We start from the raw sequence: 17,166 nt of genomic DNA, 5'->3' as shown, positions 1-17,166 counted from the left end.
TCTCCTCGGTGTGTCGGGTCCGGTCAGGCGGCGTTCTCCGCGGCGGCGCGCTGGTGCAGCCGCCGCCGGACCTCGCGCCGGGCGGGCTTGCCGGTGGGTGTGCGGGGAACGGCGTCGACGGCTTCCAGGCGCCGGATCCGTTCGAAGGGGGCGAGGCGTTCGTTGGCGCGTTCGGCGACGGAGTCCAGGACGTCGAGGACGGCGTGCGCGGGCCCGCCGGGCGGGGCGGCCGGTGCGCGCAGCACGATGCCCGCCCACACGACGCCGCCGTGCACGGCGTCGGGCCAGTCGGCGACGACGCACTCGGCGACCCGCGGGTCCTCGGCGAGGACCCGTTCGACCGCGGCGGGCGAGACGAGTTCGTTGTCGTGCTTGAAGACGTCGTCGAGGCGGTCGACGAGGTACAGGACGCCGTCGGTGTCGAGCCGGCCCACGTCGCCGGTGGAGAACCAGCCCTCGGCGTCGATCCGGCGGGGTTCGTCGTCGTGCAGGTAGCCGGCCATGACCTGGGGGCCGCGCACCTGCACCTCGCCGGTGGTGCCGGCGGGGACCGGCGCCCGGCTGTCCAGGTCGACGATCCGGCTCTCGGTGCCGGGCAGGGCCCGGCCGACGGCGCCGTGGCCGACCGGGTCGCCGGGGCGCTGGTTGTGGGCGAGCGGGGACAGCTCGGTCATGCCGTAGCCCTGGATCACGGGCACGCCGAGGGCGTCGCGCAGCCGGTGGGCGGCGCTCGGCGCGAGCGCGCTGCCGCCGGACATCACGACGGTGAGCGGCCCGCCGCGCAGGGGCCCGGCGGCGGCGTCGAGGCGGGGGTCGGCGGCGAGGCGGTGCAGCCGGGCGGGCAGCCCGTAGTAGTGGGTGGCGCCGGCGCGGGCGGCCGACTCCAGCGAGGCCGCCGGGTCGGGGTCCTGGCAGAGCACCTGGTGGGCTCCGGCGTACACCGCCGAGTTGAGGTGCATGGTGTGGAACAGCGGCAGGTGGTTGAGGGTGACGGCGTCGGGGCCGAGCCGGTGCGCGTGGGCGATCTGGGCGGCGTTGGCGACGAGGTTGCGGTGGGTGAGGCGGACGCCCTTGGGCCGGCCGGTGGTACCGGTGGTGAACTGGAGGCAGACCACGGCGTCGACGTCGGCGGGTCCGTCGCCGAGCCCGAACGGCTCCTCGGGCACCGACCGCAGTGCGGCGCCGAGCGGCACGGCGTCGGCGGGGACCACGCCGTCGTCGGCGTCGGTGACGACGACGGTGCGCAGGGCCGGCAGCCGGTCGCTCAGCTTCGTCAGGCGCTCGGCGAGCGCGGTGGGCACCAGGGCGGCCTCGACGCGGGCGGCGGTGAACACGTGGTGCAGCGCGGCCTCGGACAGCAGGGGGTTGACCAGGGCGACGGTGCAGCCGGCCCGGGCGGTGCCGTAGTAGGCGGCCGGGAAGACGGCGTCGAGGGCGCCGGCCACGGCGACGGTGGCACCGCGTCCCACGGTGCGCCGCAGGTGGTGGGCGATGCGGTCGGCGTCGGCGTCGAGTCCGGCGAAGGTGACGGTGCGCGTGGGGGTGGCGGTGGCGGTGGCTGCGGCGGTGCCGGCGGCTGCGGCGGTCACGGTGCCGGCTGCGGTGGCGGCGGTGACGGTGCCGGCGGCGGCAGGGCCGGCTGTGGTGACGGCGTGGCCGTCGGGGTCGCGGGCGGCGGCGGCGCGCAGCAGTCCGTCCAGGGGCAGTTCCGGATACGTGAAGCCCGGCACGGCGTCCTCCTCCTCGGAACCGACCGTCCCCTCCGTCGGGATCGGCGAACACCCCTCACGCTCCGCACGCACGCTCGAAACCCCGTCGAGACCAACTCGAGCCCGCCCGCGCGTCCCCTCGACCCGACGCCCGTTTCCTCGCCCCCGCCGCCCCTACCCGTCCCGTCCCTGGGGGCTGCGCCCCCAGACCCCCCTTTTCGGGCCTGAACGGCCTCGTCCTCAAACGCCGGACGGGCTGGTAAGTCAGCCCCTCTGGGGGTGCCCCCCTCCGGGGGAGTTTGAGGAGCGGGGGTCCGGGGGCGGAGCCCCCGGGGGACGGGAATGGGTAGGGGCGGCGGGGGCGAAAGACGTCGCCTCGGCGGGGGTGCGCTCCAGTGGCGCGCGGGTGGGGCTCGATCGCGGCGCGCCAGCGTGCTGGCGGAAGGTAGTGAACCGGGACGATGGGAGCCCCCCGACATGACGCAGACGACGATCGACCGGCCGGAGGTCTCGGCCCTCCAGCAGGCCGTGCAGAAAGCCGCTGACCGGCTCGTCGAGGCCGGCGCCGCGGGCGTGCAGTTCCGGGTGACCCGCGACGGCGACTCGTTCGTGGTGACCTCCGGTGTCGCCGAGCTGGGCACCGACCGCCCGGTCCCGGCCGACGGCCGCTTCCGCATCTCCTGCATCACCAAGCCGTTCGTCGCCGTGGTCGTCCTCCAGCTGGTCGCCGAGGGGAAGATCGACCTGGACCGCACGGTGGAGAGCTACCTGCCGGGCCTGCTCCCCTACGGCGACAAGATCACCATCCGCAATCTGATGCAGCACACCAGCGGCCTGTACAACTACATGGACTCGTTCCAGAAGCCGGGCGACCGCTTCCTGCGCGACCGCTACAAGCACTACGAGCCGGAGGACCTGATCGCCATCGCGGCGGCCAAGCCGCTGGAGTTCGAGCCGGGCAGCAAGTTCGCCTACTGCAACACGAACTACTTCATCATCGGCCTGCTCATCAAGAAGGTCACCGGCCGCGGCTACCGCGAGGAGATCACCGAGCGGGTCCTCCAGCCGCTGGAGCTGACCGAGACCGTCCTGCCCGGCGACGACCCGAACATCCCGGGCCCGCACGCCCGCGGCTACATGGAGATCGGCGGCGAGCCGGTCGACGTGACGCTGATGAACCCCTCCGAGGCGGGCTGCGCCGGCGAGATCATCTCCACCACGAAGGATCTCGACACGTTCTTCACCGCGCTGTTCGACGGCAAGCTGCTGAACGAGCCGGAGTTCACGGAGATGACCACCCCGCTGCCGCCGGAGATGATCGAGAACCTGCCGATGGGCATCGGCTACGGCCTGGGCATCATGAAGCTGGAGAACGACAAGGACCTGGACCTGTGGGGGCACGGCGCCGGCATCCCCGGCTACGCCACCTTCGCGGCCACCACCCGCGATCTGAGCGCCCGCGTGCAGCTGTCGTTCACCATCGGTGACAAGGACTTCGGCCCGGAGGCCGAGCAGGCCGTCATCCGCGGCGTCAACACCGCGCTGTGCTCCTGAGGAAGAATTCATGACCGACACGGTGAGGAATTCGGCGCAGGATGCGACTCCGGATTCCGTACGGAAAGCGGTGGTGGTGACCGGCGGCGGCACCGGAATCGGCGCCGCGACGGCCCGCGCGTTCGCCGACGACGGCGCCCACGTCCTCATTGTCGGGCGCAGCGAGGCGACGCTGAAGGAAACCGCCGAGGGGAACGACCGGATCCGGTTCCTGGCGGCCGACATTCACGATCACGACGCGCCCGACGCCATCGTGAAGAAGGCGCTCGCGGAATTCGGCCGGATCGACGTCCTGGTCAACAACGCGGCCGTCACCGGGTTCGCCACGCTGGACGCCCTGGAGCGGGAGTCGGTGCGGGCCCAGCTCGGCACGAACCTGCTCGCCCCGGTCTTCCTCACCCAGCGTGCGCTGGACGCGCTGGAGGCCACGAAGGGCGTGGTCGTCAACGTCTCCTCGGCCGGTTCGCTGGGCCGCCGGGCCTGGCCGGAGAACTCCGTCTACGGCATGGCCAAGGTGGCGCTGGACTTCCTGACCCGCACCTGGGCCGTGGAGCTGGCGCCGCGCGGCATCCGCTCGGTCGGCATCGCCCCCGGTGTCGTCGACACCGGTGTCGGGGTGCGCGCGGGCATGCCGCCGGAGGCATACGAGGCGTTCCTCGCCGAGATGGCGCAGCGGATTCCGGCCGGCAGGGTCGGCCGGCCGGAGGACATCGCCTGGTGGATCGTGCAGCTGACGCGGCCCGAGGCCGCGTACGCCAACGGCACGGTCCTGGCGGTGGACGGTGCTCTGTCCGTGACGTGAGGGCCGGGCGGCACATGGGAAAGGCCCCCGGGCGACGGTGCCCGGGGGCCTTTCGCGGTGCCCGTTCCCCGGCGCCGTCGAGGCCGGGGCGGTGTTCAGCGGGCGACGGTCGCGGTGACGTAGCGGACGGGGACGTCGATGTGGATGACGCCGTCGTCGCCGCGCAGCGCGTCCAGCCCCTCGGTCAGGCGGGTGCGCAGGGCCGCGGCCTCGTCCTCGGGCAGGTGCTGCCACAGCAGGCGCATGCCCTGGGTGTGCGACCAGGTGACCCAGTCGGCGCCCGACACGGCGGTCATGTCCACGCTCTCGTCGGTGATCTCCACGTCCCGGAACCCGGCCGTGTGCAGGGCCGCGGTGAGGTCGGCGGGGTCCTCCAGCCAGGAGTGCAGCTGCTCCCGCAGCCGCTCCGGGTGCCAGGCGGCCGGCAGGTGCTCCAGCAGCGACAGCGGGATCCAGCGGGTGAACAGCGGCGGCAGGAACGGGAAGGTGTGGCGGGTGAACACCGGGCTGGTGAAGGCGATCCGGCCGCCGTCGCGCAGCAGCCGGGCGTAGCGGGCGAGCGCGCCGCGGGCGTCCGGCAGGAAGATGACGCTGTAGCTGCCCACGACGAGGTCGAAGGAGCGCTCGGGCAGGTCGGGGTGCTCGCCGTCCATGACGCGCAGGTCGACGTTGCCGATGCCCTGGCGTTCGACCTCGCGCCCGGCCTGCTCGATCATCGCCTCGGCGATGTCGATGCCGAGGGCGGAGCCGTCCGGGCCGAGCAGGCGGGCGGCCGGCAGCAGCGTGGCGCCGAGGCCGCAGCCGACGTCGAGCAGGCGCTGTCCGGGGCGCGGCGCGGCCCGCTCCACGAGGCGCCGGCCCATCGGGGTGAAGAACTCCACCCCCAGCCGGTCGTACGTCGCCGCCGCCCCGTTGAAGGCGGCGGTGACTTTCGTCTTGTAGATGTCGGTGGCGGTGTCGGTGTCGGTGGCGGTGTCCACGGTCAGCTCCGGGTCCTCGTCGGGGTGGTGCGGGAAAACGCGAGGTGCACCCGCCATGATCCGGCGGTGCTTTCGGGAACCGCTAAAAGCCGCGTAGAGGCGGCCTCGACCACCGATATCGGCCGCTTGCCCGCCGTTTTTCGCCACCGCAGACTGACGGCCAGTGTCCCGGCGTCCTGGACCGACATCCGTGGAGGGGAATTCGATGAGCAGTCAGATAGACGCGGTACGCCGCATGGTGCAGGCGTACAACACCGGAAACACCGAGGACGTGGCCGAGTACATCCATCCGGAATACCTCAACCCGGCGACGCTGGAGCACATGGACCTGCGCGGTCCGGATTCCTTCGCGATGGCCGTGAAGTGGCTGCGGATGACGTTCTCCGAGGAGGCGCACCTGGAGGAGGTGAAGATCGAGGAGCGCGGCGACTGGGTGCGCGCCTACCTCGTTCTGTACGGCCGTCACGTCGGGAACCTCGTCGGGATGGCGCCGACCGGCCGCCGCTTCTCCGGTGAGCAGATCCACCTGATCCGGTTCGTCGACGGCAAGATCCGCGACCACCGCGACTGGCCCGAGTACCAGAGCACCTACCGCCAGCTCGGCTCCCCGTGGCCGGAGCCGAACGGCTGGAGGGACTGACGATGATCCTCGTCACCGGAGCGACCGGCAAGGTGGGCCGGGAGGCCGTGGAGCAGCTGGTGGCCCTCGGCCGCGAGGTGCGGGCGCTCAGCCGCAGGCCCGAGGAGGCCGGTCTGCCCGAGGGCGTGGAGGTCGTCGCGGGCAGCCCCGCCGACCCCGCCTCGCTGGCCGCCGCCTTCGAGGGCGTCGCCCAAGCGCTGGTCGTGCTGTCCGGCGATGTGGCCGGCGAGGCCCGCAACGTGGCGAAGGCCGCCGCGGACGCGGACGTGGAGCACATCGTGTTCCTGTCGTCGGCGAGCGTGCTGCACCCGCTGCCGCACGGCATCAAGGAGGAGCACCGGGCCGCGGAGGAGGCGATCACCGCTTCGGGGGTGGCCACCACGTTCCTGCGCCCGGGCCCGTTCCACGCCAACACCTCGTGGTGGATCAAGACGGTCCGGGAGAACTCCGCGGTCCGCGACTGGATCGGCAACAACCCGGGCGCCCCGGTCGACGAGTACGACATCGCCTCCTCGGCGGTGGCCGCGCTCACCGGGGACGGGCACCGCGGCAAGGCCTACGTGCTCACCGGGCCGGAGGTGCTCACCTCCGAGGAGCAGGCCCGCATCCTCGGTGAGGTGCTCGGGCGGGAGCTGGAGTTCTCCGTGGCCCCGCAGGAGGAGGTCGTGGAGGTCTTCGCCGGCATCACCGGTGACCGTCCGGCCGCGGTCACCAACGTGGCCGCCCTGCACAGCCCCGAGGTGCCGTGGGCGCGTCCCACGCCCGCCGTCCGGGACCTCACGGGCCGCGACCCGCGCCCGTACCGTCAGTGGGCCGTCGCCAACGCGGCCCTGTTCGGCTGAGCCCCGGGAGGCGCAGGAGATGACGAACGACACGCACACGAACGGCGCCGCCGACGGCACCGTCCTGGTGCTCGGCGCGACCGGCCAGCAGGGCGGCGCCACCGCCCGCGAGCTGGTGCGGCGGGGCCGGCCCACGGCGGCCCTGGTGCGCGACCCGGAGTCGGAGAAGGCCCGTGCGCTCGCGGAGCTGGGCGTGCGCCTGGTCCGCGGCGACATGGACGACGAGGCGTCGCTGCGGGCGGCGATGGAGGGTGTGCACGGGGTGTTCTCCGTGCAGAACTTCATGACGCCCAAGGGCCTGGGCGGCGAGGTGCGCCAGGGCCGGGCGGTCGCCCGGGCGGCGAAGGCCACCGGCGTGGCCCACGTGGTCTACAGCTCGGTGGGCGGCGCCGAACGGAACAGCGGTGTGCCGCACTTCGACTCCAAGCGGCACATCGAGCGGTATCTGGACGAGCTGGGCGTGCCGAACACGGTGCTGCGCCCGACGTTCTTCATGGACAACTTCGCCGCGCACGGCCCGCAGAACGTCGACGGGACGCTGGTGGTGCAGCTGGGCCTGAAGCCGGACACCCGCGTGCAGTTCATCGCCGTGGACGACATCGGCTTCTTCGCGGCCCAGGCCTTCGACCGGCCCGGGGAGTACCTCGGCCGGGCCCTGGAGCTGGCCGGCGACGAGCTGACGGCGACGGAGGTGGCGGCGGCGTTCGCGGAGCGCACGGGGCTGCCGGCGCGGTTCGAGGAACTGCCGCTGGACATGGTCGCGGGCAACCCGTACATCCCCAACGCCCCCGAGATCGCCCTGATGTTCGAGTGGTTCCAGGACCACGGCTACCAGGCCGACATCGAGGCGCTCCGCCGGGAACACCCGGGGCTCCAGTCGTTCGCGACGTACCTGAAGGGCATCGAGGTCTGACGCCCGGCGCGGAGAGACGGAGGAGGGCCGGGACCGCGGTGGCGGTCCCGGCCCTCCTCGCGTGCCGGCCCGGCGGCGGTCAGCCGCCGAGCACGCTCTGGTCGACGAAGCCCAGTTCCTTGAGCATCGGCAGGTAGTTGAACACGTCGTAGTGCTCGATGATCCGGCCGTCGTCGTCGAAGCGCAGTTCCTCGAGCATGAACCAGCGGACCTTCTTGCCGGTCGGGGCCTTGCCGAAGAAGTCGCCCAGGTGCGTGGCCGTCACGGAGATGCGCAGGATGACCCGGTCGCCCTCGGACACGGCGCTCTTGACGTCCAGGTGGAGGTCGGGGAAGGCGGCGAGGCCGCCGCGCATCGCGCCGATCATCTGCTCGGTGTCGACCTCGCGGTCCTCGGAGAAGTGCCGGATGTCCGGGGACCAGTGCGCGATGACGCCGTCCACGTCCCAGCGGTTCCAGGCGGCGGCGCAGTCGAGGGCGATCTGCTTGTTGCGCTCCTGCACGGTGGTGTCGTTGAGCGTTGCGGTCATGTCGGGGGTCTCTTCCTTACCGGTGCGAGGGGATCAGGACGTGCTTGCCGACGGTGGTGCCGTCCAGCAGGGCGCGCAGGGCGGCCGGCGCCTCGTCCAGGCGGTGCCGGCCCGCGATCTCCGGTCGCAGCACGCCCTCGTCGGCCAGCCGGTACAGGGCGGCCAGGTCGGCCGTGAAGTTCTCGCCGGGCTTGACGTAGTACATGGTCTGCCGGCGGCCCCGGGTGAGCCCGAGCTTGCGGGCGAACCAGCGGGCGACCGTGCGGCGCAGCGCGGGCACGTGCGGGCGGAACCACTGTCCGGGCTGGTAGCCGGCGACGGAGGAGTCGTAGGAGACGAGTGTGCCGCCGTCGGCGAGCAGGTCCCAGCCGACGTCGAGGCCGCGCCCGCCGATGTGGTCGAAGACGGCCTGCACGCCCTGCGGGGCCAGCTCGCGCACCGCGCCCGCGAAGTCGGGCAGCCGGTAGTCGACGGGCTCGGCGCCCAGCGCCCGTACCGCCTGGTGCTTGGCGGGCGAGGCGGTGCCGATGACCCGCAGCCCGTGGTGGACGGCGAGCTGGGTGAGCAGGGTGCCCACGCCGCCGCTGGCGCCGTGCACCAGAACGGTGTCGCCGGGCTCCAGGGAGGCCAGGCGGTGCAGCATCTGGTAGGCGGTGACGCCGTTGGTGATCAGGGAGACGGCGATGGCCGCGTCGAGGTGCTCGGGGGCCTCGGCGAGGTGCTTCGCGGGCAGTTCGACGTACTCCTGCCAGGCGCCCTGGCGGGGCATGGCGGCGACCCGGTCGCCGGGGCGCAGGCCGGTGACGCCGGGGCCGGTCTCGACGACGCGCCCGACGAGGTCGTAGCCGGGCACGAACGGGAACTTGGGCGGGAAGGGGTGCAGGTGCTGGAGCATCTGCACCTCGGCGAAGGAGACGCCGGCGGCCTCCACGCGGACCACGACCTTGCCGGGCCGGGCCGTGGGCCGGGTGTCCCGGGCGGTGGCGACGTGCTTCTCGGGCTCGCCGCTGCCGGTCATGGTGACCCGCGTGTTGGCGAGGGAGACTGCGGAGTGGACGGTCATACGGCAGCCACAGCCTCGGTGGTGCGGGCGAAGTCCGCGGCGTGGTCGGCGGCCCACTGCGCGAAGGTGCGCGCGGGGCGGCCGGTGACCCTCTCCACGGTGTCGACCGGGACTGGCGGGTTGTCGATCGCGTCGGCGAGGTAGCCCAGGACCATCTCGACGACCGGCGGCGGCATGAACCGGCCCATCTGCTCGCGGGCCTGGTCGGGGGTGATCTCCTCGAAGGCGATCGGGCTGCCGACGGCCTCGGCGATCTGCCGCACCTGGTCGGCCTGGGTGACGGCCTCCGGTCCGGTCAGGACGTACGCCTGCCCGGCGTGCCCGTCCTCGACGAGCGCGGTCACGGCCACGGCGGCGACGTCCGCCTCGTGGATCAGCACCCGCGGGGCGTTGCCGTAGGGGGTGCGGACGACCCCCTCGGTGCGGATCGAGTGCCCCCACTTCCACAGGATGTTGGTGGCGAACTCGTCCGGGCGGACGAACGTGTGGTCGATGCCGGACTCCGCCACGGCCTGCTCCACGGTGCGGTGGTGTTCGCCGCTGTGGTTGTCGCCGGAGGTGTCCAGCACGGACGAGGAGGAGAGCACGACGATGCGGCGCACGCCGGCCTCCTTCGCCAGCGCGACGACCTCGCGGGCCGTGTCGGGCACCGGGAAGAGGTACAGCTTCTCCACTCCTTCGAGGGCCGCCGTCAGCGTCCGCGGCTGCTCCAGGTCGCCCTCGAACACCTCGACGCCCGCCGGGAGTCCGGCGGTCGCCGGGTTGCGGGTCAGCGCCCGCACCTGGGCGCCGGCGGCCACGAGTCCGTCGACCACGTGGCGGCCGACCGCTCCGGTCGCTCCTGTCACGAGAACTGTCATGCCTGCTCCACCTGTGTCGGATTCCCGGCCGGTCGCCGAGGGGGGTTTCGAAGTCGCTCGAGTGCTTGCCAGGCTGTGGGCGCCCGCTGGAGGGCACGTGGAGAGCCGCTGGACGGTGTGCCCTCCGGCGGATGCGTCCGGTCAGTAGTGCGAGTACTCGGCGGAGTCGAGGTCGTGGGTCTCGTCGCCGCGCAGTGCCGGGGTGAACATGCACACCAGGCGCAGGTCCTCGTGCGGGGACGCCACCAGCCAGTGGGCGTCGTGCTGGTCGAGGGCGTACAGCGTGCCGGGCGTGATGGGGTGCGAGACGCCGTCGCCGTCGACGACCTCGCCGCTGCCCTCGATGCAGTAGCAGCTCTCCAGGTGGTTGCGGTACTCCAGGCGGGACTTGGTGCCCGCGCGCACGATGGTGTCCGTGACGGTGTAGCCGACGCCGTCGGCCTCGGTGAGGAAACGGCGGCTGAGGCCGTTGCCCCACTCGACACAGGTGACGTCTTCCAGCTTGCGGACGATCATGCTTCGTCTCCTTCCATACGGTGTTGCCGGCGCACGGGCGCGTGGGGCGGGGCGTGGGCTCAGGCGGCGACCGCGGCGCGGGTGCGCAGCCGGTCCACCAGGGCCAGGGCGGAGCCGTCGCCGAGGGCGGCGCGGGCCGCACGGACGGCCTCGTGCCAGTCGCCGGTGACCCGGGCGGCGACGGCCAGGGCGGCGGCGTTGAGGCACACGGTGTCCTCGGCGGCGGGGTGTCCCTCGCCCGCCAGCAGCGCCCGGAAGCCGGCGACGGGGTCGGTGCCGGGGGCGAGGTCGGCGAGGGTTCCGCGGCGCAGCCCGAAGACGGCCGGGGCGAGGAGGAAGTCGTCCTCGGTGCCGTCCTCGTAGGTGCGCACGAGGTTGGGGGTGAAGCCGAGCAGTTCGTCGGCGCCGGCGTCGTTGGTGCACAGCCACACCGTGCGGCCGGTGCGGCGGGAGGTGTGTTGGGCGGCCTGGCGCGCCCCGGTGACCAGCCGGGCGTCGGAGACGCCGGTGAGCTGGGCGTCGGCCGGCACGTCGGCGAGGAACGGGCCGAAGGCGTTGACGAACCGGCCCAGCGGCCGGAAGTCCAGCGGCAGCACACCGCGGGCGAGCAGCGCGATCTCGGCGGGGTAGACGTAGGGGCCGGTGAACGCCAGACCGCAGCGCTCGAGCGTGTCGTGGGTCTCCTCGTGGGAGGAGGTCAGCGGGATGCCGAGGCGGTGCAGCAGGTCGACGGAGCCCAGTCGGGAGGTGTAGGCGCGCGAGCCGCTCTTGACGACCGGGGTGCCCGCCGCCGCGGCGACGAACGCGGCGGCGGTGGAGAGGTTGAGGGTGGGCGGGCCGCCGCCGGTGCCGACGATGTTCACGGCGCCGGTGAACCGCGCGCCCCCCGGCCGCCGCTCGGCGAGCGAGTCCAGCAGGGCGGCCAGGGTGACGCGGTCGGGCGTGAGGGTGGACAGCGACGCGAGCAGTGCCGCGCTCTCGCCCCGGCGCAGCCGGCCGTCGTGGAGGTCGTCCCACAGGGAACGGAACTCCTCGCGCTCCACGGGCCGGTCGCGGGCGATCAGCGCGGTGACGGCGCCGTGCATGGTTACGCGGCCTCGGCGGCGGCGCCGGACGCGGCGGCGACGAACTCCTCGATGGCGGCGACCGAACGGAACGACTCGGGCGCCAGGTCGACTTCGTCGGTGTTGATGCCGTACCGGTCCTCCAGCCAGGCGATCACCTTCAGCAGCCCGAGGCTGTCGATGACTCCGCTCTCCAGCAGGTCGTAGTGGTCGTCGAGCTGCGCCGCGGGCACGTCCGGCAGGAACTCCTCGACGAGGAACGCCTTGATGGCCTGGGCGTTGGGCATGTCGGTTCTCCTTGGTGAGGCGGTCGTGCACGCCACGGTCGCGGCCGGGCGGCCGGCGTGAGGGCGACGGCCGTGCGCTCCTTCGCGCGTGCGCCGCGGGTCCCGGCGCCGGCGGCCGGACCCGGCAGCCGCGCCTGTGGACGGACGGCTCCAGCCCACGCCCTCCTGGCCTTCGATGCTGGACGCCGGGGCTGGAGCCCGGTTCGAGCCCCGCTGCACCCACCCTCGTGCCCCCACCCGCCGCCACCGGCGCGGCACCGGGCGGGGGCAGGGGGCGCAGGCGAAGGGGGCCGGGGGCGCAGGGGGCAGGGGGGCAGGGGCCCTGACGCCGGCACGGCGGCGCCGGGTCCGGCACGGGCGGGCAGAGCCGGCCCCGCCCGGCGCCCGGCCGGCAGGGGCCGACCCCGACCCCGACTCGCCCGGCGCCCGGCAGGCAGAGCCGGCCCCGACCCCGACTCGGGCAAGGACGGGGCCGGGCGCGGTGCGGACGGAGGCCGGGCGCGGTGCGGACCAAGGGCCGGGCGCGGTGCGGGCCAAGGGCCGGGCGCGGTGCGGACCAAAGGCCGGGCGCGGTGCGGACCAAAGGCCGGGCGCGGTGCGGACCAAAGGCCGGGCGCGGTGCGGGCCGAGGGGGCCGGTACGGGAGCCCGGCCCCGCGGGCCGGAACCGGGCGCGGGGGCCGGAACCGGGCGCGGGGGCCGGAACCGGGCGCGGGGGCCGGAACCGGGCGCGGGGGCCGGGTCGGGATCGGGCGGTGGCCCGGGGTGTCAGGCGGGGTTCGGCTCGTCGTCGGCGGGGTCGGTGGTGGTGAGGTCGGCGAGGGCCTCGGCGGGGTCGGTGGTGGGGGTGCCGGCGGGCCACCAGGCGGCGTCCCGCTCCCGGTAGGGGTACCAGCGGCCGTCGCGGCCCAGGCGCAGCTGGAGGCCGCGGCCGGTCAGCGTCCAGTGGTTGCCGTCGACGGCGACGGGGGGCAGCTCCTCGTCCTCCCAGCCCGCGGCCAGCGCCGTGCGGGCCTGCGCGGTCTGCTGCTCGGACGGGGTCCAGGACCGCTCCAGGACCTCCAGCGCGGCCCGGCCGCCGGTGCGCCACGCCGCGGCGGCCCGGTCCAGCTCCGCGGGCCGCTCGCAGCCGGCGCGCAGCCGGTCCGCGACGCGCGGGTCGGGGTGGGTGGCCGCCAGGCGCACGGTGTCCTGCCACGCGTCGAGCGGCGCGGGCGGCGCGGCGCCGAACCCGTGCAGATGGGCCAGGAGTTCGCGGGCGCGCAGGGCGGCGTCGGCGGCGAGCCGGTCCAGCGGGTCGGCCTCGATGCCGGTGAGCGGCTCGTCGGGCACGGCGGGCGGCTCGGGCAGCGGCGGCAGGGCGGGCAGCGCGGCGGCGGGGCGGGCGTAGGCGGCGCGCTGGTGGGCGTGGGCGTCGGGGGTGTCCAGGGCGTCGGGGGCCCCGTCCGCACCGTCGCCGCCGTCGTCCGCCTCGGCCTCCTCGTCGTACTCCCCCTCGTCTTCCTCGTACTCGTCCTCGTCCTCGTCGTCGCCGGCCATCGCCCGCAGCAGCAGGACCGACTTCAGTTCCTCCGCCGCCTCACCGGTGCTCCGGCCGCGGATCAGCGGCAGCAGCCACGGGTCCTCGTCGAGCAGCCAGGACAGCTGGTAGCTCAGCGCGGTGGCGTGCGGGCAGGGGTGGTCGAGGGCGTCGCAGTCGCAGTCCGCGTCGAGGTCGCCGTAGCCGGGCAGCATCCGCACCCGGGCGTCCTCGACGGCCTCCAGCAGGTCCTCGGGCAGCTCCCCGGCGAGCACCGCCTCGGTCTCGGCGGGCCGGTCGGCGGTCTTCTCCCAGAGCAGGTCCCACTCGTCGGCGTCCAGCTCCGTCAGCGTCAGCTGCGTGGTGTACGTCTCCTCACCGCCGTACACCTCCGCGGCGACCCGCCCGGGGCTGACCGTGATCGGGCCGATCCGGCCGCTGCGGGCGAAGGTCCGTCCCTTCTTCAGCGGCTCCTCCTCCGGCCAGACGTCCTCCACGGCCGCCACCCACGCCCTGGCCCAGAAGGACTGGCCACGGGCCCGGCCGCCCCGGCGCGCCGCGAAGGCGGGGAAGCCCCGCGCGCCGCTGTCCTGTGCCCCGCTCATGCCATGCTCCTCAGTTCCACCAGGTTGGCCAGCTCGTCGTTGGTCAGCTCGGTCAGGGCCTGCTCGCCGGAGCCGAGGACCGCGTCGGCCAGTTCCTTCTTCGCCTCCAGCAGCGCCGCGATACGGTCCTCGATGGTGCCCTCGGCGATCATCCGGTGCACCTGCACGGGCTTGGTCTGGCCGATGCGGTAGGCGCGGTCGGTGGCCTGGGCCTCCACCGCCGGGTTCCACCAGCGGTCGTAGTGGACGACGTGGTCGGCGCGGGTGAGGTTCAGGCCGGTGCCGGCCGCCTTCAGCGACAGCAGGAAGACCGGGAACTCGCCGTCCTGGAAGCGCCGCACCATCTCCTCCCGCTTGGCCACCGGCGTGCCGCCGTGCAGCAGCAGGGCGGGGGTGCCGCGTTCGCGCAGGTGGCGTTCGAGGAGCCGGGCCATCGCGACGTACTGGGTGAACACCAGGGCCGCGCCGCCCTCGGCGGTGATGGTGCCGAGGAGTTCGTCGAGCAGGTCCAGTTTCCCGGAGCGGCCCCTGAGCGGGGCGTCGTCCTCCTTGAGGAACTGCGCGGGGTGGTTGCAGATCTGCTTCAGGCCGGTGAGCAGCTTCAGCACCAGGCCGCTGCGGGCGATGCCGCCGTCGCTGGCGCGGATCTCGGCCATCACCGCCTCGACCTGCTTGCGGTACAGGGACTCCTGCTCGCCGGTGAGCGCGACCGGCCGGTCCGTCTCGGTCTTGGGCGGCAGCTCGGGCGCGATGCCCGGGTCGGTCTTGCGGCGGCGCAGCAGGAACGGCCGGACGAGGTCGGCGAGGAGCCGGGCGGTGTGCTGCTCCCCGTCCCCCTCCGCGGCCAGGGTCCGTTCGGCCTCGATGGGCGCGATCCAGCGCTTGCGGAACCGGCCGTGGGTGCCGAGCAGTCCGGGCGTGGTCCAGTCGAGGACCGCCCACAGCTCGGAGAGGTTGTTCTCCACCGGGGTGCCGGTCAGCGCGATGCGGGCACGGGCGCCGATCAGCCGCAGCGCCTTCGCGGTGGAGGAGTGCGGGTTCTTCACGTGCTGGGCCTCGTCGGCCACGACCAGGCCCCAGGGGTGGGCGCCGAGCCGTTCGGCGTCCAGCCGCATGGTGCCGTACGTGGTGAGCACGAAGCCCTCGTCGGCGCCGTCGAGGGTTCGGCCCGGGCCGTGGTAGCGGTAGACGGGGGTGCCCGGCGCGAAACGGCCCACCTCGCGTTCCCAGTTGCCGAGCAGCGAGGCCGGGCACACCACCAGGGTGGGTCCGCGGTCCTCCGCCCGCTCCTGGCGCAGCAGGTGCAGGGAGATCAGCTGGATCGTCTTGCCCAGGCCCATGTCGTCGGCGAGGCAGCCGCCGAGGCCGAGTGCGGTCATGCGGTCCATCCAGCGCAGGCCGCGCAGCTGGTAGTCGCGCAGGGTGGCGGTCAGCGCGGCGGGCTGCGCCACCGGCTCGGTGCCGCCGTCGGGGTCGGCGAGGGCGCGGCGCAGGGCGAGCAGCCACTCGCTGGGCGCCACCCGCACCCGTTCCCCGCCGATCTCGGTGTGGCCGGTGAGGGCGACGGCGAGTGCCTCGATCGCGGTGAGCGGCGGCAGTTCGCGTTCGCGGGCCTTGCGGGCGATGTCGGCGCCGACCAGGACCCAGCGGTCCCGCAGCCGGACCACGGCCCGGCCCTCGGCGACGGCCGCCGCCTCCTCGTCGGTGAGCGGCTCGCCGTCGAGTTCGATGCGCCAGCGCAGGTCGACGGTGCCGTCGCCGCCGAAGAAGGAGCGCAGGTCGGCGGGCGGCACCCGGTCGGCGCCGGCCACGGCACGGGCCGTGAGCGCCCCGCCGGCCGCCTCGGGCCAGGTGACGTCGATGCCGTGCCCGGCCAGCCGGCCCGCCGCCCCGCCGAGCAGCTCGCGCAGCTCCTGGTCGGTGAGGTCGAGGGCGCCGGGCACGGGCAGCAGCCGGTCGAGGGGCTCCCAGACGCCGGACGCGCGGCGCACGGCGAGCACCATGTCGGCCTGGGCACGCGGCCCGAGGGCGTGGTCGGCGCGGGCGAACAGCTCGTCGGCGTCGAGGGCGAGGGTGGGGTCGGCCAGGCTGTGGGCGCGGGGCACCAGGCGCGGCACGGGCGGGGCGTCCTGCCCGGCGCCGGCGCCGTCCTGGGGCTCCGCGCCGGCCTGGGCGGCGGCGAGTTCGACGCGCAGGGACATCCGGACGCCGGAGTCCAGCCCGGCGGAGATCTCCTCGGCCCAGGCGCGCAGTTGGGGCACGTGCTGGGGTTCGGCCGCGGCGAACGCCGCCCGCCCCGTGGCGCGTTCGGCGGCGGGGGTGCGCGGCAGGGTGTCGGCGACCGCGTCGAGGAAGGCCCGCACCAGCGCGGCGGGGTCGGCGCCGGGCACGGCGATCGCCTCGCCGGGCGCGACGTCGGCCAGGTCTCGCATCCGGGCGATGTCGTCGGCGTCGAACGGCCCGGCCCGCCAGGTGTCGTAGCCGCCCGGGGAGACGCCGGGCAGCAGCCGCTCCCGGGCGATCACCTGGAGTCCGAGGGCGAGCACGGCGCCCCAGTAGGCGGCGGCGCGGTGCGGCGGGCCGCCGCGGCCGTCTCCGTGCGGGCCGGCGTCACCGTCACCGGTGCTGGGCAGGGCGCCACGCGTGCCGCCGGCGCCGCCGGTGCCGCCCGTGCCGTCACCGTCGCCCGCGCCCCGCAGGCCGCCGCGCCCGCCGTCACCGTCGGCGTCGGCGATGACCGCGCCGGCGGCAACGGTCGCTGCGGTGCCGGCGGTGGCAGCGGCAGCGGTCGGGGACGTGCGGCGGGCCAGGAGCAGGACGGGCAGGGCGTGGGGCAGCGGCAGGCGCAGGACGGGCAGGGTCCGCACCGTCACGCCGTCGCCGTCCGGGACCACCAGGTCCGCCTCGCCGGGCTCGCCGCCCGGCACCCGCGGCGGTGGGTCACCGGACGGGTCCCAGAAGGCGATCCGACCCGTGCGGGCCGGGTCACCCGGTTCGAACACGGCCGCGCACCGCGCCAGCGGCGCCGCCTGCTCCGGCGTCATCCACTCCATGCGTCCCGACTCTCTCTCCCCTGGTCCCGGCCCGCCGCCGCACGTCGGGCGGCACCGGCGGATGCGGATACACCCCCGCCGATGATCCCCCATGCCGGGCACGGGGCGCCGGACTGCCGCTCGAGGACGGCTCGAAGACGTGCGCCGGGCGCCGCGCCGTCGACCGTTCCTCGAGCCGCTTTCAGCACAATCTCGCCTGCCGCGGCAGCCCGCCCGTCCCGGCCTACCGCG

Annotated in this window: 15 protein-coding genes; 5 read left to right on the top strand and 10 right to left on the bottom strand. The window is 74.7% G+C overall.

Annotated elements, in window-relative coordinates; all coding sequences use genetic code 11:
• Positions 1 to 23 precede the first annotated feature (23 nt).
• Positions 24 to 1,730, bottom strand: coding sequence for a class I adenylate-forming enzyme family protein (locus ACZ45Q_RS30890; RefSeq protein ID WP_468267393.1), 1,707 nt, complete (start codon positions 1,728 to 1,730; stop codon positions 24 to 26).
• 456 nt (positions 1,731 to 2,186) lie between these two features.
• Here ACZ45Q_RS30890 and ACZ45Q_RS30885 point away from each other — a divergent pair, with 456 nt between their 5' ends.
• Together ACZ45Q_RS30885 and ACZ45Q_RS30880 are read left to right on the top strand one after the other, a co-directional pair.
• Positions 2,187 to 3,263, top strand: a complete 1,077-nt coding sequence (locus ACZ45Q_RS30885) for a serine hydrolase domain-containing protein (RefSeq protein ID WP_468267391.1) — start codon at positions 2,187 to 2,189, stop codon at positions 3,261 to 3,263.
• A 10-nt stretch (positions 3,264 to 3,273) separates the two neighbouring features.
• Positions 3,274 to 4,065 carry an SDR family NAD(P)-dependent oxidoreductase gene (locus ACZ45Q_RS30880; RefSeq protein ID WP_468267389.1) on the top strand — a complete coding sequence of 264 codons (792 nt, stop codon included), beginning with the start codon at positions 3,274 to 3,276 and terminating at the stop codon, positions 4,063 to 4,065.
• A 95-nt stretch (positions 4,066 to 4,160) separates the two neighbouring features.
• On the opposite strand, the gene ACZ45Q_RS30875 is transcribed toward ACZ45Q_RS30880, so the two are convergent.
• Positions 4,161 to 5,102 carry a class I SAM-dependent methyltransferase gene (locus ACZ45Q_RS30875; protein ID WP_468267387.1) on the bottom strand — a complete coding sequence of 314 codons (942 nt, stop codon included), beginning with the start codon at positions 5,100 to 5,102 and terminating at the stop codon, positions 4,161 to 4,163.
• Positions 5,103 to 5,250: 148 nt separating this feature from the next.
• Here ACZ45Q_RS30875 and ACZ45Q_RS30870 point away from each other — a divergent pair, with 148 nt between their 5' ends.
• From ACZ45Q_RS30870 to ACZ45Q_RS30860, 3 genes are read left to right on the top strand one after another with little or no spacing between them, the layout of a single operon-like run.
• Positions 5,251 to 5,685, top strand: coding sequence for a SnoaL/DnrD family polyketide biosynthesis methyl ester cyclase (locus ACZ45Q_RS30870; protein WP_468267385.1), 435 nt, complete (start codon positions 5,251 to 5,253; stop codon positions 5,683 to 5,685).
• Positions 5,655 to 6,527, top strand: coding sequence for an NAD(P)H-binding protein (locus ACZ45Q_RS30865; RefSeq protein ID WP_468267383.1), 873 nt, complete (start codon positions 5,655 to 5,657; stop codon positions 6,525 to 6,527). Before ACZ45Q_RS30870 ends, ACZ45Q_RS30865 begins: the two co-directional genes overlap by 31 nt.
• A 19-nt stretch (positions 6,528 to 6,546) precedes the next feature.
• Positions 6,547 to 7,440 carry an NmrA/HSCARG family protein gene (locus tag ACZ45Q_RS30860; RefSeq protein ID WP_468267381.1) on the top strand — a complete coding sequence of 298 codons (894 nt, stop codon included), beginning with the start codon at positions 6,547 to 6,549 and terminating at the stop codon, positions 7,438 to 7,440.
• Positions 7,441 to 7,519: 79 nt separating this feature from the next.
• Here ACZ45Q_RS30860 and ACZ45Q_RS30855 read toward each other — a convergent pair whose 3' ends face one another.
• The 8 genes from ACZ45Q_RS30855 to ACZ45Q_RS30820 form a co-directional block, all read right to left on the bottom strand.
• On the bottom strand, positions 7,520 to 7,969 hold the full coding sequence (locus ACZ45Q_RS30855) for an ester cyclase (protein ID WP_468267379.1): 450 nt from the start codon (positions 7,967 to 7,969) through the stop codon (positions 7,520 to 7,522).
• A 16-nt stretch (positions 7,970 to 7,985) separates the two neighbouring features.
• Entirely contained in the window at positions 7,986 to 9,032 is a 1,047-nt protein-coding gene (locus ACZ45Q_RS30850; protein WP_468267377.1) for a zinc-binding dehydrogenase, read from the bottom strand.
• Positions 9,029 to 9,892 (bottom strand): NAD(P)H-binding protein, encoded by an 864-nt coding sequence (locus tag ACZ45Q_RS30845; protein ID WP_468267375.1) that lies wholly within the window; start codon positions 9,890 to 9,892, stop codon positions 9,029 to 9,031. Before ACZ45Q_RS30845 ends, ACZ45Q_RS30850 begins: the two co-directional genes overlap by 4 nt.
• Positions 9,893 to 10,033: 141 nt before the next feature.
• On the bottom strand, positions 10,034 to 10,408 hold the full coding sequence (locus ACZ45Q_RS30840; RefSeq protein WP_468267373.1) for an ectoine synthase: 375 nt from the start codon (positions 10,406 to 10,408) through the stop codon (positions 10,034 to 10,036).
• A 59-nt stretch (positions 10,409 to 10,467) separates the two neighbouring features.
• Entirely contained in the window at positions 10,468 to 11,493 is a 1,026-nt protein-coding gene (locus tag ACZ45Q_RS30835; protein ID WP_468267371.1) for an anthranilate phosphoribosyltransferase, read from the bottom strand.
• 2 nt (positions 11,494 to 11,495) lie between these two features.
• Positions 11,496 to 11,759, bottom strand: coding sequence for a phosphopantetheine-binding protein (locus ACZ45Q_RS30830; RefSeq protein WP_468267369.1), 264 nt, complete (start codon positions 11,757 to 11,759; stop codon positions 11,496 to 11,498).
• Positions 11,760 to 12,526: 767 nt separating this feature from the next.
• Positions 12,527 to 13,882, bottom strand: a complete 1,356-nt coding sequence (locus ACZ45Q_RS30825; protein WP_468267367.1) for an SWIM zinc finger family protein — start codon at positions 13,880 to 13,882, stop codon at positions 12,527 to 12,529.
• On the bottom strand, positions 13,879 to 16,935 hold the full coding sequence (locus ACZ45Q_RS30820) for a DEAD/DEAH box helicase (RefSeq protein WP_468267365.1): 3,057 nt from the start codon (positions 16,933 to 16,935) through the stop codon (positions 13,879 to 13,881). The genes ACZ45Q_RS30825 and ACZ45Q_RS30820 overlap by 4 nt, the downstream gene beginning before the upstream one ends.
• Positions 16,936 to 17,166 lie beyond the last annotated feature (231 nt).

This window comes from Streptomyces sp. NPDC031049 (assembly GCF_055571015.1).
Note: the sequence above shows the minus strand (reverse complement) of the source record. Positions and strands in the feature narration are given on the sequence as shown.

Bases quoted from the DNA above. Each gene is read 5' to 3' on its own strand.
- ACZ45Q_RS30885 (WP_468267391.1), top strand. From the start codon at position 2,187: ATGACGCAGACGACGATCGACCGGCCGGAGGTCTCGGCCCTCCAGCAG.
- ACZ45Q_RS30880 (WP_468267389.1), top strand. From the start codon at position 3,274: ATGACCGACACGGTGAGGAATTCGGCGCAGGATGCGACTCCGGATTCC.
- ACZ45Q_RS30875 (WP_468267387.1), bottom strand. From the start codon at position 5,102: ATGGCGGGTGCACCTCGCGTTTTCCCGCACCACCCCGACGAGGACCCG.
- ACZ45Q_RS30870 (WP_468267385.1), top strand. From the start codon at position 5,251: ATGAGCAGTCAGATAGACGCGGTACGCCGCATGGTGCAGGCGTACAAC.
- ACZ45Q_RS30860 (WP_468267381.1), top strand. From the start codon at position 6,547: ATGACGAACGACACGCACACGAACGGCGCCGCCGACGGCACCGTCCTG.
- ACZ45Q_RS30855 (WP_468267379.1), bottom strand. From the start codon at position 7,969: ATGACCGCAACGCTCAACGACACCACCGTGCAGGAGCGCAACAAGCAG.
- ACZ45Q_RS30850 (WP_468267377.1), bottom strand. From the start codon at position 9,032: ATGACCGTCCACTCCGCAGTCTCCCTCGCCAACACGCGGGTCACCATG.
- ACZ45Q_RS30845 (WP_468267375.1), bottom strand. From the start codon at position 9,892: ATGACAGTTCTCGTGACAGGAGCGACCGGAGCGGTCGGCCGCCACGTG.
- ACZ45Q_RS30840 (WP_468267373.1), bottom strand. From the start codon at position 10,408: ATGATCGTCCGCAAGCTGGAAGACGTCACCTGTGTCGAGTGGGGCAAC.
- ACZ45Q_RS30835 (WP_468267371.1), bottom strand. From the start codon at position 11,493: ATGCACGGCGCCGTCACCGCGCTGATCGCCCGCGACCGGCCCGTGGAG.
- ACZ45Q_RS30830 (WP_468267369.1), bottom strand. From the start codon at position 11,759: ATGCCCAACGCCCAGGCCATCAAGGCGTTCCTCGTCGAGGAGTTCCTG.
- ACZ45Q_RS30825 (WP_468267367.1), bottom strand. From the start codon at position 13,882: ATGAGCGGGGCACAGGACAGCGGCGCGCGGGGCTTCCCCGCCTTCGCG.
- ACZ45Q_RS30820 (WP_468267365.1), bottom strand. From the start codon at position 16,935: ATGGAGTGGATGACGCCGGAGCAGGCGGCGCCGCTGGCGCGGTGCGCG.